Origin of the sequence: Yinghuangia soli (assembly GCF_021502675.1) — a bacterium.
Classification (GTDB): Bacteria; Actinomycetota; Actinomycetes; order Streptomycetales; family Streptomycetaceae; genus Yinghuangia; species Yinghuangia soli.
Genome location: NZ_JAKFHA010000022.1, coordinates 1 through 14,641, shown reverse-complemented (window position 1 = coordinate 14,641; position 14,641 = coordinate 1). Strand labels below are relative to the sequence as shown.

The 14,641-nt window shown below is 73.2% G+C and carries 16 protein-coding genes; 11 read left to right on the top strand and 5 right to left on the bottom strand.

What is annotated here, in order from left to right; all coding sequences use genetic code 11:
- Positions 1-94 precede the first annotated feature (94 nt).
- Both LZ495_RS28880 and LZ495_RS28875 read left to right on the top strand, forming a co-directional pair.
- Positions 95-676: a dihydrofolate reductase family protein gene (locus tag LZ495_RS28880; RefSeq protein WP_235055876.1), complete on the top strand. Its 582-nt coding sequence runs from the start codon at positions 95-97 to the stop codon at positions 674-676.
- 90 nt (positions 677-766) lie between these two features.
- Positions 767-1,153, top strand: a complete 387-nt coding sequence (locus LZ495_RS28875; RefSeq protein ID WP_235055875.1) for a hypothetical protein — start codon at positions 767-769, stop codon at positions 1,151-1,153.
- 22 nt (positions 1,154-1,175) lie between these two features.
- Here LZ495_RS28875 and LZ495_RS28870 read toward each other — a convergent pair whose 3' ends face one another.
- The 3 genes from LZ495_RS28870 to LZ495_RS28860 form a co-directional block, all read right to left on the bottom strand.
- Positions 1,176-2,201 carry a TIGR03617 family F420-dependent LLM class oxidoreductase gene (locus LZ495_RS28870; RefSeq protein ID WP_235055874.1) on the bottom strand — a complete coding sequence of 342 codons (1,026 nt, stop codon included), beginning with the start codon at positions 2,199-2,201 and terminating at the stop codon, positions 1,176-1,178.
- A 146-nt stretch (positions 2,202-2,347) separates the two neighbouring features.
- Entirely contained in the window at positions 2,348-2,626 is a 279-nt protein-coding gene (gene pspAA, locus LZ495_RS28865; RefSeq protein ID WP_235055873.1) for a PspA-associated protein PspAA, read from the bottom strand.
- 2 nt (positions 2,627-2,628) lie between these two features.
- Positions 2,629-3,435: a PspA/IM30 family protein gene (locus LZ495_RS28860; RefSeq protein ID WP_235055872.1), complete on the bottom strand. Its 807-nt coding sequence runs from the start codon at positions 3,433-3,435 to the stop codon at positions 2,629-2,631.
- A gap of 212 nt (positions 3,436-3,647) precedes the next feature.
- On the opposite strand from LZ495_RS28860, the gene LZ495_RS28855 reads away from it, so the two are divergent.
- The 3 genes from LZ495_RS28855 (at position 3,648) to LZ495_RS28845 (ending at position 6,102) form a co-directional block, all read left to right on the top strand.
- On the top strand, positions 3,648-4,238 hold the full coding sequence (locus tag LZ495_RS28855; RefSeq protein ID WP_235055871.1) for a DUF3043 domain-containing protein: 591 nt from the start codon (positions 3,648-3,650) through the stop codon (positions 4,236-4,238).
- Positions 4,239-4,305: 67 nt separating this feature from the next.
- The gene (locus tag LZ495_RS28850) at positions 4,306-5,082 is read left to right on the top strand and encodes a class I SAM-dependent methyltransferase (RefSeq protein WP_235055870.1); all 777 of its coding nucleotides are present in this window, start codon (positions 4,306-4,308) and stop codon (positions 5,080-5,082) included.
- A gap of 21 nt (positions 5,083-5,103) precedes the next feature.
- The gene (locus tag LZ495_RS28845; RefSeq protein ID WP_235055869.1) at positions 5,104-6,102 is read left to right on the top strand and encodes an aldo/keto reductase family protein; all 999 of its coding nucleotides are present in this window, start codon (positions 5,104-5,106) and stop codon (positions 6,100-6,102) included.
- 196 nt (positions 6,103-6,298) lie between these two features.
- Here the strand turns inward: LZ495_RS28845 and LZ495_RS28840 are convergent, their stop codons facing one another.
- A complete protein-coding gene (locus LZ495_RS28840) occupies positions 6,299-6,505 on the bottom strand; it encodes a hypothetical protein (protein ID WP_235055868.1) in 207 nt (68 codons plus the stop codon).
- Between the two features lie 172 nt (positions 6,506-6,677).
- On the opposite strand from LZ495_RS28840, the gene LZ495_RS28835 reads away from it, so the two are divergent.
- From LZ495_RS28835 to LZ495_RS28820, 4 genes are all read left to right on the top strand, one after another.
- On the top strand, positions 6,678-7,991 hold the full coding sequence (locus LZ495_RS28835; protein ID WP_235055867.1) for a bifunctional adenosylcobinamide kinase/adenosylcobinamide-phosphate guanylyltransferase: 1,314 nt from the start codon (positions 6,678-6,680) through the stop codon (positions 7,989-7,991).
- 102 nt (positions 7,992-8,093) lie between these two features.
- Positions 8,094-9,314: a nicotinate-nucleotide--dimethylbenzimidazole phosphoribosyltransferase gene (cobT, locus tag LZ495_RS28830; protein WP_235055866.1), complete on the top strand. Its 1,221-nt coding sequence runs from the start codon at positions 8,094-8,096 to the stop codon at positions 9,312-9,314.
- Positions 9,311-10,111 carry an adenosylcobinamide-GDP ribazoletransferase gene (locus LZ495_RS28825; protein ID WP_235055865.1) on the top strand — a complete coding sequence of 267 codons (801 nt, stop codon included), beginning with the start codon at positions 9,311-9,313 and terminating at the stop codon, positions 10,109-10,111. The genes cobT and LZ495_RS28825 overlap by 4 nt, the downstream gene beginning before the upstream one ends.
- 148 nt (positions 10,112-10,259) lie before the next feature.
- On the top strand, positions 10,260-11,774 hold the full coding sequence (locus tag LZ495_RS28820; RefSeq protein WP_235055864.1) for a leucyl aminopeptidase: 1,515 nt from the start codon (positions 10,260-10,262) through the stop codon (positions 11,772-11,774).
- Positions 11,775-11,898: 124 nt separating this feature from the next.
- On the opposite strand, the gene LZ495_RS28815 is transcribed toward LZ495_RS28820, so the two are convergent.
- Complete coding sequence (locus LZ495_RS28815) at positions 11,899-12,219, bottom strand: hypothetical protein (protein WP_235055863.1); 321 nt, start codon at positions 12,217-12,219, stop codon at positions 11,899-11,901.
- Between the two features lie 255 nt (positions 12,220-12,474).
- Between LZ495_RS28815 and lpdA the strand changes: the two genes are divergently transcribed.
- Both lpdA and LZ495_RS28805 read left to right on the top strand, forming a co-directional pair.
- Positions 12,475-13,863: a dihydrolipoyl dehydrogenase gene (gene lpdA, locus LZ495_RS28810; RefSeq protein ID WP_235055862.1), complete on the top strand. Its 1,389-nt coding sequence runs from the start codon at positions 12,475-12,477 to the stop codon at positions 13,861-13,863.
- A 53-nt stretch (positions 13,864-13,916) separates the two neighbouring features.
- On the top strand, positions 13,917-14,641 hold a 725-nt coding region (locus LZ495_RS28805; RefSeq protein ID WP_284701869.1), incomplete at its 3' end, for a biotin/lipoyl-containing protein.

Below are 14,641 nucleotides of genomic sequence, written 5' to 3'. Positions count from 1 at the left end.
GATGTCGAGAAGCGCCGGAGGCCTCCGACGTATCCGGTGAGAGCGCGCCGGAGCGGCGCGCCGCAGGGATCGACACCGAGGCAGGCTGATCATCATGGGCAACACCGCCGGCAAGCTCGTCCACTTCGTGCACCAGTCGCTGGACGGCTACATCGAGGGCCCGAACGGCGAGTTCGACTGGCCGTCGATGGGCCCCGAGCTCTCCGCGTACTCGCACGAACTGACCGGCGGCGACAAGGTCTTCCTGTACGGCCGGGTGGTCTACGACTTCATGGCGTCGTACTGGCCCAAGGCCGAGGAGATCTCCGACCACGAGCACGACCTGGCGTTCGCGCCGGTGTGGCGGGCGGCGGAGAAGGTCGTCGTCTCCCGCACCAAGGAGAAGGCCGACTGGAACACCCGCGTGATCAACGACGACGTGGTCGCGCAGCTCGCCGAGATCAAGGCGTCCGGCAAGGACCTGGTGCTGTTCGGCGGCTCCTCGCTGGCGTCGTACCTGACCGAGCACGGCGCGGTCGACGAGTTCCGGATCTTCGTGCACCCGGTCCTGCTGGGCGGCGGCCGCCCGGTGTTCGAGAAGTCCGCCCTGCGCCACAAGCTGGACCTGGTCGAGACGCGCACCTTCGACGGCACGGTGACCATGCTCCGGCACCGCCCGGCGGCTGCGGAGCAGTGACGGGTGACCGCCCGGCCGAGTATCCGCGCGGTGCGGATCCGAGTAGCCCGACACTGAACCGGGACCGCTCGGATCCGCCATCGTCGGTGTATGACGACGCAGAGGCAGCACGACCCGTTCGGCTGGAGCTGGTCGCGGGACACCGCATCGCCGAAGGGGCGCGTCTGGATCCGCGTCCCGGTGCTGCTGGCACTCGTCCTGGCCACGCTCGGGACAATGCTGTTTGCGCCGCTGGGGGTGATCAACAGCGCCGGCTGCGAGGCGGCGGACGAAGCGCTGATCTGCACTTCCCGCGGGCAGAGCCTGGTGGTGTGGATCCCCTGGGTGTCCGGTCCGGTGCTGGGTGCGCTGGGCGGCCTCGGGATCGCCTCCCGCAAGCGGCTCGTGCGCTACCTGGCCCCGCTCGGCTGGATTCTCGGGCTGGTGGCCGTGTGGGTGACCGTGATCCGGATCGCGGATACGCACCCGGTCAGTTGAGCCTCCGCCGCGGCCGGCTGCGTCAGGGCGTCTGCAGGGCGGCGACGACCTCGGCGACCAGGGCGTCGTGGGCGGGGTCGGCCGGGAGGGGGACGGTGACGGCGTCGGCTCTGGTGGACCAGCGAGTGCGGATCAGGTCCGGGAGTTCGGCGTAGGTGCCGATCGGGACGAGGGCGTCGAGGACTTCGTCGGTGACGAGGGCGGGGAGTGCGGCCCAGTCGTCGGCGCGGATCAGGGCGGCGAGCTTCTCCTGGAGGCCGGCCATGCCGCACAGCTCCAAAGTGCGGCGGTAGGCCGGGGTGGAGTAGAGGAAAGCGAAGAGGCGGCGCTGGCGCTCGCGTTCGGCGGCGACCTCGGCGGCGGTGGCGCCCGCGACGATCTGGGTGCCGGCGACGAGTTCGAGGTCCGCCAGGGTGCGGCCGGCCGCGTCGGCGCCGGCGGTGAGGCCGGGGCGGCAGATCTCGTCGAGGTAGCGGGGGTTCGAGTTGGTGGGGTGCGTGACGAACCCGTCGGCGAGCTCGCCGGCCAGTGCGCACATGGCCCGGTTGACGCCGCCGAGGTAGATCCGGGGCTCGGGGGTCTCCGCGTCGGGGCCCGGGTTGAAGTACGGCTGCATGCGGGTCATCCGGTAGTGCTCGCCCTCGTACGCGGGGCGCTCGCCGGTGCGGAAGGTCGCGAACGCGGTGCGCACGGCGGTGACGTACTCGCGCATCCGGGCGGCCGGTTCGGACCACGGCATGCCGTAGCGGTCCTCGATGTTCTGCCGGATCTGGGTGCCCAGGCCCAGTTGGAAGCGCCCGCCGGAGAACTTGGCGAGGTCCCAGGACGCGTACGCGGTGAGCAGCGGCGCCCGGACGAAGGCCAGCGCGACGGACGTGCGCACGGTGATCCGCTCGGTGTGCTCCAGGGCCAGCAGCGCCACCCCGAAGGCGTCGTGGACCGTCTCGGCGACCTGCAGGCCGTCGTAGCCGGCCGCCTCCGCCCGGCGGGCGTGGGCGGCGACCTCGCGCAGCGGCAGGCGCGGGTCCATGCCGGTGTAGACCTTCACAGCACATGACCCTTCCGCGGACGGCCTCGACCCGAGAAGCTTGTCAGAGTCAAGGGATTTGCGGAAGGGGCGCGGCGTGCTCCCCGTCCGGGCGCGCGCACCGGGCCCTTGCGGGCCCCGCCCGGACATCCGCGGTCCGTCCCGGGTCAGCCCGGGATCAGCCCGCCCTCCTGGAACAGCTCGCGCACCTCGTCCACATGGGCGTCCGGACCCGGCAGGACCAGGTCGGACGGTTCCAGCACGTCGTCCGGTACGGGGGTACCGACCTCGCGGACCTTGTCGAGCAGCGCGCCGAGCGCGGCGCGGAACTCCGCCTCGTCGTCGGCCTCGACCGCGGCCTCGATCCGGTCGTCCAGCAGGTCGAGCGCGCCGAGCTGGGCCTCCGCGACTTCCAGCTGCCCCTCCCCCATGATGCGGACGATCATGGTCACTCCCCTTGCTTCTCGAACCGGGGCTGGTACTGCGGATCGGCCTGCTGCGCGGCACCGGGGCCCCCGGCCTGGCCGGGACCGAGCGCCTGCGGGGCCGGGCCCTGGCCGAGCTCCTGCTTCATGCGCATGAGCTCCAGCTCGACGTCCGAGCCGCTGGACAGGCGCTCCAGCTCCGCGGTGATGTCGTCCTTGGTCATCCCGGTCGGGTCGTCGAGCGCGCCGGAGGCCAGCAGCTCGTCGATCGCCCCGGCCCGCGCCTGCATCTGCGCGGTCTTGTCCTCGGCCCGCTGCATCGCCAGGCCGACGTCCGCCATCTCCTCCGAGATGCCGGCGATCGCGCCGCCGATGTTGGCCTGCGCCTCGGACGCGGTGTAGGTCGCCTTGATGGTCTCCTTGCGGATCCGGAAGGCGTCCACGCGCGCCTGGAGGCGCTGCGAGGCGAGCGTCAGCTTCTCTTCCTCGGACTGCAGCTGCTGGTACTGGAGCTGCAGGTCGGCGATCTGCTGCATGATGCCGCTGCGCCGGGTCAGCGCCTCACGGGCAAGGTCCTCGCGGCCCAGCGACAGCGCCTTGCGGCCCTGGTCCTCGTGCTTGGCGGCCTGCTGCTCGAGCTGGCGCAGCTGGAGCTCCAGGCGCTTGCGGGAGGTGGCGACGTCGGCCACTCCGCGCCGCACCTTTTGCAGCAGTTCCAGCTGCTTCTGGTACGAGTAATCCAGCATTTCGCGCGGATCCTCGTACTTGTCGAGTGCTTTGTTGGTCTTTGCGCGGAAGATCATGGCCATCCGCTTCATGACACCGGTCATGCCGACACCTCGATGCGCTCGGCGCCGCATCCGCGAAGCGCGTCCATCCGGTCGATTCGCTTGCTCATGAGCCTCGCGCGCCCCCTTCGTAGGCAAGCTTGTGCGCTGTACCAGCCTAAATGGCGAATGGACCTTCCGGCAGGAGGGCACTCCATCAGCTGCCCGGCCGACCGGCGGTCCGGGGGGCTTGCTCGAACACGTAGGCTTGTGGCGTGTTCAGACGTCGTTCCCAGGCAGAGACCGCGGCCCCCGAGACGGACCCCGTCGAGGCTGATGTCCGCGACCCCGAGGCGCCCAAGGGCCGCCCCACGCCCAAGCGCAGCGAGGCCCAGGCCAATCGCAAGACGCGCGTGACCCCGCCGAAGGACCGCAAGGAGGCCGCCCGGGTGGCGCGCCAGCGGGCCCGCGAGGACCGCGAGGCGCAGCGCAATGCGCTGCTCACCGGCGAAGAGCGCGCGCTGCCGCTGCGCGACAAGGGCCCGGTGCGCAGGTACTGCCGCGACTTCGTGGACGCGCGCTTCTCGGCCGCCGAGTTCTTCCTGCCCTCGGCCGTGCTCATCCTCATCATGAGCATCATGCCGAGCGCGGCCCTGAAGAACGCGTCGCTGCTGATGTGGGCCGCGATCATCGTGCTCATCGTCCTGGACTCGATCCGGCTCAACTACACGCTCAAGAAGCGGCTGCGCGAGCGCTTCCCGGACGCGAACCTGAAGGGCTGCACCCCGTACGCCCTGATGCGCTCGCTCCAGATGCGCCGCCTGCGCCTGCCGAAGCCGCAGGTCAAGCGCGGCGAGAAGTTCTGAGCGCAGCGGCCCCAGGCCCTTCTGCACCACCGTTCTGCGCGCACCAAGTCACCGACGACGGAGCACCATGACGACCGCCCTGCACGAGGCGACCACCTGGCCCACGGACCTGCACACCTGCGTGCTCCGCGAGATCGCCTCGCGGCAGCTCGCCGAGCACCTGGTCCGGCTGCGCTCGCGCGGCCCGCTCAAGGTGCTCGACGTGGGCTGCGGCCCGGCCACCCCGTCGCTCCTGCTGGCCCGGGCCGGGCACCTGGTCACCGCGGTCAGCACGGACACCCTGCAGCTGACCGCGCTGCACGACGAGATGGCGGCCGAGCCCGAGGACGTCCGGGCCCGGCTGCGGCTGGTCGAGGGCGACGGCAGCGAGGCGGGCCGGCACTTCCCGCCCGGCAGCTTCGACCTGGCACTGTGCCACGGCGTGCTGGACGACCTGGCCGAGCCGGACGGCATGCTGGCCGCGCTGGCCCGCATCCTCAATCCCGGCGGCCTGCTCTCGGTCACCGCGGCCAACAGCGCCGCGGCCGCGATGCGCGCCGGCGCCGCAGGCGAGTGGTCCGCCACCCGCAAGGCGCTCGGCGCCCGTGCGGTGGGCAGCGCGGACGGCACCGACACCGGGTCCGCGGAGGGCCTGTCGGTGGTGCTCGCCGACCTCGGCGCGCCGGTGCTGTCCTGGTACGGCGTGGGCGTCTTCAGCTCGCTGCGCGGCGAGCAGCCGGCCCCCGGCCGCGGCACCAAGACCTGGCAGAACCTCATCGCGGTCGAGGAGGAAGCCGGGCGTACCGACCCGTACCGCGGCATCGCCGCGACGCTGCACCTGGTGGGCGAGAAGACCATCAGGTAATAGCGGCATAGGGTGTCGCCTATGGAGTTCCGACACCTCGGCCGCAGCGGTCTGGTCATCAGCGAGATCGCGTACGGCAACTGGCTGACGCACGGCTCCCAGGTCGAGGAGGAGGCCGCGCTCGCCTGCGTGCGCGCCGCCCTCGACGCCGGGATCACGACTTTCGACACCGCCGACGTGTACGCGGAGACGCGTGCCGAGTCGGTCATGGGCCGCGCCCTGAAGGGCGAGCGCCGCGAAGGCCTGGAGATCTTCACCAAGGTCTACTGGCCCACCGGCCCCGGCCACAACGACCGCGGCCTGTCGCGCAAGCACATCATGGAGTCGATCGACGCGTCCCTGACGCGGCTCGGCACCGACTACGTGGACCTCTACCAGGCCCACCGGTACGACCACGCCACCCCGCTGGAAGAGACCATGCTGGCGTTCGCCGACGTGGTGCGGGCCGGCAAGGCGCTGTACATCGGCGTCTCGGAGTGGAACGCCGAGCAGATCCGCGCGGGCGCCGAACTGGCCCGCGAGCTGCGCGTGCCGTTCATCTCGAACCAGCCGCAGTACTCGATGCTGTGGCGCGTGATCGAGCCCGAGGTCGTGCCGACCAGCGAGGAGCTGGGCCTGGGCCAGATCGTCTGGTCGCCGATCGCGCAGGGCGTGCTCACCGGCAAGTACCTGCCCGGTCAGCCGCCGCCGGCCGGCTCGCGCGCCACCGACGACAAGGGCGGCCAGGACTTCATCTCCCGGATGATGGGCGACGACCTGCTCACCGCGGTGCAGGGCCTGCGCCCGCTGGCCGACCAGGCCGGGCTCACCATGGCCCAGCTGGCGGTCGCCTGGGTGCTGCAGAACTCCAACGTGTCGGCGGCCATCATCGGCGCCTCGCGTCCCGAGCAGGTCGCCGAGAACGTGAAGGCCGCGGGCGTGAAGCTCGACGACGAACTGCTCACCAAGATCGACGTGATCCTGGAGCCCTTCGTGCAGCGCGACCCGGCGCTGACGCAGAGCCCGGCAAGCCGTCCGTGACACGTGCGGCGGGGGGGGGGGGGGCGCCCCCCCCCCCCCCCCCGGCGGGGCCCCCCCGGTCCCCCCGGGGGCGGTCCGGCCGACCGGACCGCCCCCGCCGGCGTGACCCCCGCGTACCGCCGGGCGTTGGAGAAGCGGACCCGGCACGGGCCGGGCCGGGCACCGTGCGGGCACGGAGAACCCGTGCGCGGTACGGCTATTCGGCCGCGGCGCGCAGGCTCATCGCGGCGTAGACGACCTCTTCGCCTTCGAGCAGGCTGACTTGTTCGACCCCCGCGTCGAGCAGGCCGCGCCAGTTCTCGCCGAGCCAGCTCTCCGCGTCCGACTGGTTCGAGAACTCCTCGGACTTCGGCCCGGGGACCACTGCACCGGCCGCATTCTCGTACCGCCACTGCCACATCATCGTGGGCTCCTTCGCTCGGGGCTTGCGTCGGACCGGACCGTTTCGGACTCAGGCCGTGAACGGTCCGCACAGTAGCCGACCCGGACCCACCAGACATTCCGTCCACGGATTCCGTGACGCCCCATCAACGCAGTCATCGTCGCCGCATCGCTCGGGAGTAGCGCAGCACACCATGGAGTTGACGTTCCTCGGCACGGCCGGCCCGCGCGGCTGGCCCCAGCCGTTCTGCACCTGCGCCTCGTGTCTGGGCTGCACCGGTTCCGCGGTGCGCGAGCCCAGTTGCGTCCTCGTCGACGGCACGCTGCTGATCGACTGCGGGCCCGAGCCGGCGCACGCCGCGGCCCGGGCCGCGCGGCCGCTGACCGGCGTCCGCCACCTGCTCCTCACCGGGCCGGCCGAGGCCGCGCCGCTGGGCTGGCTGCCGGCCGCGGGCCTCGACGCGGTCGCTGCGCCGTCCGGTCCGCCGGCCGGCCTGCCGGCCCCGACCGCGGGCGGCCCGCCGTGGCAGACCGTGGCGCCCGGCGACGAGTTCGAACTGGGCGCGCACCGCATCCGGGTGCTGCCCGGCGGCTCCCCCGGACGCGTCGCGTACGCGGTGACCGGGGCGGAGGGCGCCCGGCTGCTCTACATACCCTCGTCGCTGCTCGCCCCCGAGGCGGACACCGCACGGGCCTGGGCCGACGGCCGCCCGTACGACGCGGTGCTGCTCGACGTGGTGGCCTGGCCGGAGCGGCTGGCCGCGCTGCGCCGCGAGGGCGCGGTGACGGAGAGCACCGACGTGTTGGCCGTGCACCTGTCGCACGAGGCGCCGCCCGGCGAGGAGTTGACCCGGCGGCTGGCCGCCTGGGGCGCCCGCGCGGTCGCGGACGGCGGCGTCGTGCACCTCGGCTCGGATCCGGGCGGCCGCCCGGCGCGGCCGCACCGCACGCTGATCCTGGGCGGTGCCCGGTCCGGCAAGTCGGCCGAGGCCGAACGCCGCCTGGCCGCCGTCCCGGACGTGGTCTACGTGGCCACCGGCGGGACCCGCGAAGGCGACCCCGAGTGGGCGGAGCGCATCGAGACGCACCGCGAGCGGCGGCCTGCGGGCTGGTCGACCGCGGAGTCCACCGACCTGGCCGGGCTGATCGCGGGGGCCGCGGCGCCGCTGCTGATCGACTGCCTGTCGCTGTGGCTGACCGCGGTCATGGACGAGTGCGGCGCGTGGGACGACGCGACGTGGGCGGCCGGCGGCCGCGAGGCGGTCCGGGCCCGGGTCGACGAACTGGCCGCGGCGCTGCGCTCCTGCCGGGTGCCGCTGGTCGCGGTGAGCAACGAGGTCGGCAGCGGCGTCGTCCCGGCGACCGCGTCGGGCCGCCGCTACCGCGACGAGCTCGGACGCCTGAACGCCGCGGTCGCGGAGGAGTCCGACGAGGTGCTGCTGGTCGTCGCCGGCCAGGTCCTGACCCTCCGCGGCCTGCCCAGGAAGCCGCGCCACGCCCGCGCTTGACCGGACCGGACGCGGGTGCCGGGTCCCGGTTCCGGCACCCGCGCCGCCGGGCCGGACCGCCCTTCCGCAGGGGTGTTGCGGCACGGACTACGCTGACCCGCGATGACTATCGACCTCGACTCCCTCAGCGCCCTCGTCGAACGCCCGGACGACGAGGCCCGGGACCGGCTGCGCGCGCGGCTGCCCCGGCAGACCGGCTCCGCGGGCGCCCTGGGGCGCCTGGAGGACATCGCCGTCTGGCTCGCCGGCGTGCAGGGCGGCGAGACCGTGCACGCGGTCCGGCAGCCCCGCATGGTCGTCTTCGCGGGCGACCACGGCATCGCGGCCAAGGACGTCTCCGCGCTGGCCCCCGGGCACACCGCGCACGCGGTGCGCGAGGCGGCCGCGGGCGGCGGCGCCGTGGGGCTGCTCGCCGGGCTGTACGGGGCGGGCGTGCGGGTGGTCGACATGGCCGTCGACACCGACCCCGCGCTGCTCCCCGACGCGGTCGCCCGGCACCGGGTGCGGCACTCCTCGGGCAGCATCGACCGGCACGACGCGCTGACCACCGCGCAGGCCGAACAGGCCTTCCGGACCGGCATGGAGATCGCCGACGCGGAGATCGACGGCGGTGCGGACCTGCTGCTGGTCGGCGACATCGGGGTCGGCAACACCACCGCCGCGGCGGTCCTGATCGGCGCGCTGACCGGCACCGACGCGGCGGCCGCGATCGGCCGCGGCTCGGGCATCGACGACGCGACGTGGATCCGCAAGTGCGCGGCCATCCGCGACGCGCTGCGCCGGGCCCGCCCGGTGCTCGGCGACCCGCTGCGGCTCCTCGCGGTGTCCGGCGGCGCGGACTTCGCGGGGCTGAGCGGATTCCTGCTGCAGGCCGCGATCCGGCGTACCCCGGTGATCCTGGACGGCATCGCGTCGGCGGCCGCGGCCCTGGTGGTGCAGCGCATCGCCTACCGCACCCCGGACTGGTACCTCGCCGGCCACGTGACCCCCGAGCCGAGCCACGCCAAGGCGCTCGACCGCATGGCGCTGGACCCGCTGCTCGACTACAAGCTCCGGTACGGCGAGGGCACCGGCGCGCTGCTGGCCCTGCCGGTGGTGCAGGCCGCCGCGCTGCTGGCCGCCGAACTCCCGGTGGCGGCAAAGGAAGAGGCACCGGCCGAGGAAGCCGCGGACGAGACCGCTGCCGAAGAGGTCGAGGCCGCCGAGCCCGCCGAGGCTCCGTCCCTGAGCAAGCAGCCGCAGCCCGGCGCCCCCGAACCGGGCGTCGGCATCGGCTACATCGACCCGGACACCGGACAGCCCGCCTTCAAGCCTGCTCCATGACCGCCCCGCCCGCTGCCGCCCCCGCTCCGCTGCGCAACGGGCTCCGGCTGGCGTTCGGCACGTTGTCGGTGCTGCCGGTCCGCGTCCCGCACGTGGACCGGGCGGTGGCCGCCCGGGCGATGGCGCTCGCCCCCCTGGTGGGCCTGGTGCTGGCCGGCCTCGCTGCCGGGGTCCAGGCCCTGGCCGCGTACGCGGGCACCGGTCCGCTCCTGGCCGCCGTGCTCGCGCTCGGCACGCTGGCCGTGGCCACCCGCGGCCTGCATCTGGACGGCTTGGCCGACGTCGCCGACGGACTCGGCTCCGGCAAGCCCGCGGACGACGCGCTGCGCATCATGAAGGCGTCCGACATCGGGCCGTTCGGCGTGCTCACGCTGGTCTTCGCGCTGCTCGTGCAGACCGCGGCGCTGGCCCGGATCGGTGCCGGGCACGGCACTGCCGCGGCCGCGGCCGCGCTGGCCGTCGCGGTGGTGTGCGGCCGCGTCGCGATCGGGCTCGGCTGCCTGCGCCGGGTGCCGAGTGCACGCCCCGGCGGGCTGGGCGCGATGGTCGCCGGGACGCTGCGGCCGGGAGTCGTGGCGGTACTTGCCGTCCTGCTCGCCGGGGCCGCAGCGGGTCTCGGTGCCGCGGCCGAACTCGGGCCGGTACGCCCGGCGGTGGCCGCCGCGGCCGGGCTGCTCGCGGCAACCGCCCTGCTGCGCCACACGATTCGCCGGTTCGGCGGCATCACCGGAGACGTGCTGGGCGCGTTGAGCGAGACGGCGACCGCGACCGCGCTGGTCGTCATGTCCACGGGTTGAGACACGCCGCACATGAGCATGTAATGCTTTGGGCATACCAAGGGACCCACCAAGTCCCTGACGGATCCCCGCCACACGCGGGGCCCCTCCGCGGATGCGAACCGCTGATTCGGACCGCGTATTCGAACGAGAAGAGAACAGGACACCCGTGACCACACTGAGCCTGAGCACCAGCTCGGCGGCGACGCTGCGCGCCGACGCCATCGTCATCGGTCTTGCGAAGGGCGACGGCGGGCCGGTCGTCGCCGCCGGCGGCGAGGCCGTCGAGAAGGCGTTCGGCGGCACGCTGGGCGCGGTCCTGACCGCCCTGGGCGCCACCGGCGCGGAGGGTGAGATCACCCGCATTCCGGCCGCCGCGGGCGCGGGTTCGCTCAAGGCGCCCCTGGTTCTCGCGGTGGGTCTGGGTGCCGAGCCCGAGGGCGGCTTCGCGGCCGAGGCGCTGCGCAAGGCGGGCGGCAACGCGGCCCGTGCGCTGGCCGGCACGAAGAAGGCCGGCCTCGCGCTGCCGCTGGCGGACGCCGCCGCGGTCGAGGCGGTCGCGCTCGGCGCGCTGCTGGGCGCGTACACCTTCGAGGCGTACCGCGAGAAGTCCACGGAAGGCCGCAAGGCGCCCGTCAAGGACCTCGCGCTGGTCGGCGCGAAGGCCCGCGACAAGGCCGTCAAGGCGGCGTTCGAGCGCGCGCAGGTGACCGCGGAGAGCGTCAACAAGACGCGCGACCTGGTCAACACGCCGCCGAACGACCTGAACCCGAAGTCGTTCGCGGCCATCGCCGTGGACCAGGGCAAGAACTTCGGCTTCAAGGTCGAGGTCATGGACGAGAAGGCGCTCACCAAGGGCGGCTACGGCGGCATCCTGGGCGTCGGCCAGGGCTCCGCGAACCCGCCGCGCCTGGTCCGCCTCGGCTACACGCACCCCAAGGCCAAGCGCTCGATCGCGCTCATCGGCAAGGGCATCACCTACGACTCGGGCGGCATCTCGCTCAAGCCGGCGGGCGCCAACGAGACGATGAAGATGGACATGGCCGGCGCGGGCGCGGTGCTCGGCGCGGTCGCCGCGATCGCCCGGCTCGGCCTGCCGGTCAACGTCACCGGCTGGCTGGCGCTGGCGGAGAACATGCCGTCCGGCACCTCGACCCGCCCCGGCGACGTACTGCGCATGTACGGCGGCCGCACGGTCGAGGTCCTCAACACCGACGCCGAGGGCCGCCTGGTGCTGGCCGACGCGATCACCCGGGCCGCCGAGGAGAAGCCCGAGAAGATCATCGACGTGGCGACCCTGACCGGCGCCATGATGGTCGCGCTCGGCCACAAGACGTACGGCATCGTCGCCAACGACGACGACTTCCGCAGCGCCGTGCACGACGCCGCGGAGCGGGTCGGCGAGCCGTCCTGGCCGATGCCGACGCCCGCCGAGCTGCGCCGCACGATGGACTCGACGATCGCCGACATCAAGAACATCGGCGACCGGATGGGCGGCGGCCTCTCGGCCGGCGTGTTCCTGCGCGAGTTCGTGGCCGAGGGCATCTCCTGGGCGCACCTGGACATCGCCGGCCCGGCGTACAACGAGGGCGAGGTGTCCGGCTACACCGCGAAGGGCGGCACCGGCGTCGCGGTCCGCACGCTGGTGCAGGTCGTGGCGGACATGGCCGACGGCACCATCTGACCGTCCGGCTCAGGCCCGGGCAGGGCCCGGGCAGGGCCCGGGAACGTCCGGAAAAGGTCCGGCGACGCAGACGTCCGGGGCGCGGGAATCCGCGTCCCGGACGTTTTGTTGCCGCGAAGCGTGATCAGCTGCCGCTCTTGTTCTTCTGGGTCCACTCGCGCATGCGCTGCGGGTAGCCCACGATGCCTGCCTCGTAGAGCGGCACGCCCAGTTTGCGGGCCAGCGCCTTCCCGGCGCCCGGGTCGGCGACCCGGCGGCGCGTCCACTCGCCGGTGTCCGCCACCAGCACCATCGTCGTGCCGCTCACCTGCGTGGTCGGCTCCAGATAGGCCTCGACACCGCGCCGGCTGCGGGCGAATTCCTTCAGGTGCTCGACGGCTGCGGCCGCTGCGTCGCGCTCGACGCGCCCGCGTCCGGCCCGCGAACCGCGTCGGAACAGTCCCACGTCCGATCCCTTCTTCGGCCGATCGTTCGGTCGGCCGCCCGAGGAGCAGTCGGCGTGCCGTGGCGGACAGCTTGCCGCCGCAGTTGTGGCCCAGGCAACACACCCTGGGAACGTGCCGCACAGACCCGAGGTGCCCGGCCCCCGACAACAAGTGGGAGGATGTTGTACCGGCACTTAGAGCCTTCCACAAGAAGGGGGTGCTACCCGGGGTCATAGCCCGGGTGAGCACATCGCAATCCAGCAGGAGGACGTGACGTGGCGAACGACGCCGGAGCCGTTTTCGATGTAGTCATCCTCGGAGGCGGGAGCGGCGGCTACGCCTGCGCGCTCCGAGCCGCTGAACTGGGGATGCAAGTCGCGCTCATCGAGAAGGGCAAGCTCGGCGGCACCTGCCTCCACCAGGGCTGCATTCCGACCAAGGCGCTCCTGCATGCCGGCGAGGTGGCGGACCAGACCCGCGAGAGCGAGCAGTTCGGCGTCAAGTCGACGTTTGAGGGCATCGATATCGCGGCCGTGCACAAGTACAAGGACGGGGTCATCTCCCGGCTCTACAAGGGCCTGAGCGGACTGATCGCGAGCCGCAAGATCACCGTGGTGGAGGGCGCCGGCCGCCTGGTCGCGCCGAACGCCGTCGAGGTCGACGGGGTGCGCTACGAGGGCCGCAACATCGTGCTGGCGACCGGCTCGGTGCCGAAGTCGCTGCCCGGCCTGGAGATCGACGGCAACCGCGTCATCAACAGCGACCACGCGCTCGTCCTGGACCGGGTCCCGGCGTCCGCGGTGATCCTGGGCGGCGGCGTCATCGGCGTCGAGTTCGCGAGCGCCTGGAAGTCCTTCGGCGTCGACGTGACCATCGTCGAGGCCCTGCCGCACCTGGTGCCGGTCGAGGACGAGGCGAGCAGCAAGCTGCTCGAGCGCGCGTTCCGCAAGCGCGGCATCAAGTTCGAACTCGGCTCGCGCTTCAGCGGCGTGGAGTACACCGACAACGGCATCCGGGTCTCGCTGGAGAACGGCAAGCAGATCGAGGCCGAGCTCATGCTCGTCGCGGTCGGCCGCGGCCCGGTCTCGGCCGGCCTCGGGTACGAGGAGGCCGGGGTCGCGATGGACCGCGGCTACGTCCTCGCCGACGAGTACTGCCGCACCAACGTGCCGAACGTCTACGCGGTCGGCGACCTGATCCCGACGCTGCAGCTGGCCCATGTGGGCTTCGGCGAGGGCATCCTCGTCGCCGAGCACATCGCCGGCCTGCCCGCCGCGCCGATCGACTACGCGGGCGTCCCCCGCGTCACCTACTGCGACCCCGAGGTCGCGTCCGTCGGCATCACCCAGGCGCAGGCGGTCGAGCGCTACGGCGCCGACAAGATCGCGGTGATCGACTACAACCTCGGCGGCAACGGCAAGAGCCAGATCCTCAAGACCGCGGGCTCCGTCAAGGTCGTCTCGGTCAAGGACGGCCCGGTCGTGGGCATCCACATGGTCGGCGCCCGTATGGGCGAACTCGTCGCCGAGGCCCAGCTGATCTACAACTGGGAGGCGCTGCCCTCCGAGGTGGCCCAGTTGATCCACCCCCACCCGTCCCAGTCCGAGGCGATCGGCGAGGCCCACCTGGCGCTCGCCGGCAAGCCGTTGCATGTGCACGACTGACGCGCCCCTGCTGACACTTTTGCCCGGAAGCGTACGAAGGAGTCACTGACCCCATGCCGGTCTCTGTAACACTGCCCGCGCTCGGCGAGAGCGTGCAGGAGGGCATCATCACCCGTTGGCTCAAGGCCGAGGGTGACCGCGTCGAGATGGACGAGCCGCTCCTCGAGGTCTCGACCGACAAGGTCGACACCGAGATCCCCGCGCCGGCCTCCGGCATCCTCGTCTCCATCAAGGCGGCCGAGGACGACACCGTCGAGGTGGGCGCCGAACTGGCGATCATCGACGACGGCTCCGGCGCACCGGTGCCCGCCGCCGCCCCTGCCGCCGAGGCTCCGGCCGCGGCCGCTCCGGCGCCCGCCGCCGAGGCCCCGGCCGCTCCGGCCGCCCCGGCCGAGGCCGCGCCCGCGGCTCTGGCCGCTGCTCCCGCCGCACCCGCGGGCGAGGCGCAGGGCACCCCGGTGGTGCTGCCCGCACTCGGCGAGAGCGTGCAGGAAGGCACCATCACGCGCTGGCTCAAGCAGGTCGGCGACACCGTCGCGGCCGACGAGCCGCTCCTGGAGGTGTCCACCGACAAGGTCGACACCGAGATCCCGGCCCCGGTCGGCGGCGTGCTGCTGGCCATCAGCGTGGCCGAGGACGAGACCGTCGAGGTCGGCGCCCAGCTCGCGGTGATCGGTGCTCCGGGGGCGGCCGCGCCGGCCGCTGCCCCGGCTGCTCCGGCCGCCGCTGCCGCGCCTGCTCCGGCGGCCCCGGCTGCCGCTCCGGCCGCTCCGGCGCC

What these genes read in the sequence shown, in the direction of transcription:
- LZ495_RS28880 (WP_235055876.1), top strand. Translation starts at nt 95, where the DNA reads ATGGGCAACACCGCCGGCAAGCTCGTCCACTTCGTGCACCAGTCGCTG.
- LZ495_RS28875 (WP_235055875.1), top strand. Translation starts at nt 767, where the DNA reads ATGACGACGCAGAGGCAGCACGACCCGTTCGGCTGGAGCTGGTCGCGG.
- pspAA (WP_235055873.1), bottom strand. Translation starts at nt 2,626, where the DNA reads ATGATCGTCCGCATCATGGGGGAGGGGCAGCTGGAAGTCGCGGAGGCC.
- LZ495_RS28860 (WP_235055872.1), bottom strand. Translation starts at nt 3,435, where the DNA reads ATGACCGGTGTCATGAAGCGGATGGCCATGATCTTCCGCGCAAAGACC.
- LZ495_RS28850 (WP_235055870.1), top strand. Translation starts at nt 4,306, where the DNA reads ATGACGACCGCCCTGCACGAGGCGACCACCTGGCCCACGGACCTGCAC.
- LZ495_RS28845 (WP_235055869.1), top strand. Translation starts at nt 5,104, where the DNA reads ATGGAGTTCCGACACCTCGGCCGCAGCGGTCTGGTCATCAGCGAGATC.
- LZ495_RS28840 (WP_235055868.1), bottom strand. Translation starts at nt 6,505, where the DNA reads ATGATGTGGCAGTGGCGGTACGAGAATGCGGCCGGTGCAGTGGTCCCC.
- LZ495_RS28835 (WP_235055867.1), top strand. Translation starts at nt 6,678, where the DNA reads ATGGAGTTGACGTTCCTCGGCACGGCCGGCCCGCGCGGCTGGCCCCAG.
- cobT (WP_235055866.1), top strand. Translation starts at nt 8,094, where the DNA reads ATGACTATCGACCTCGACTCCCTCAGCGCCCTCGTCGAACGCCCGGAC.
- LZ495_RS28825 (WP_235055865.1), top strand. Translation starts at nt 9,311, where the DNA reads ATGACCGCCCCGCCCGCTGCCGCCCCCGCTCCGCTGCGCAACGGGCTC.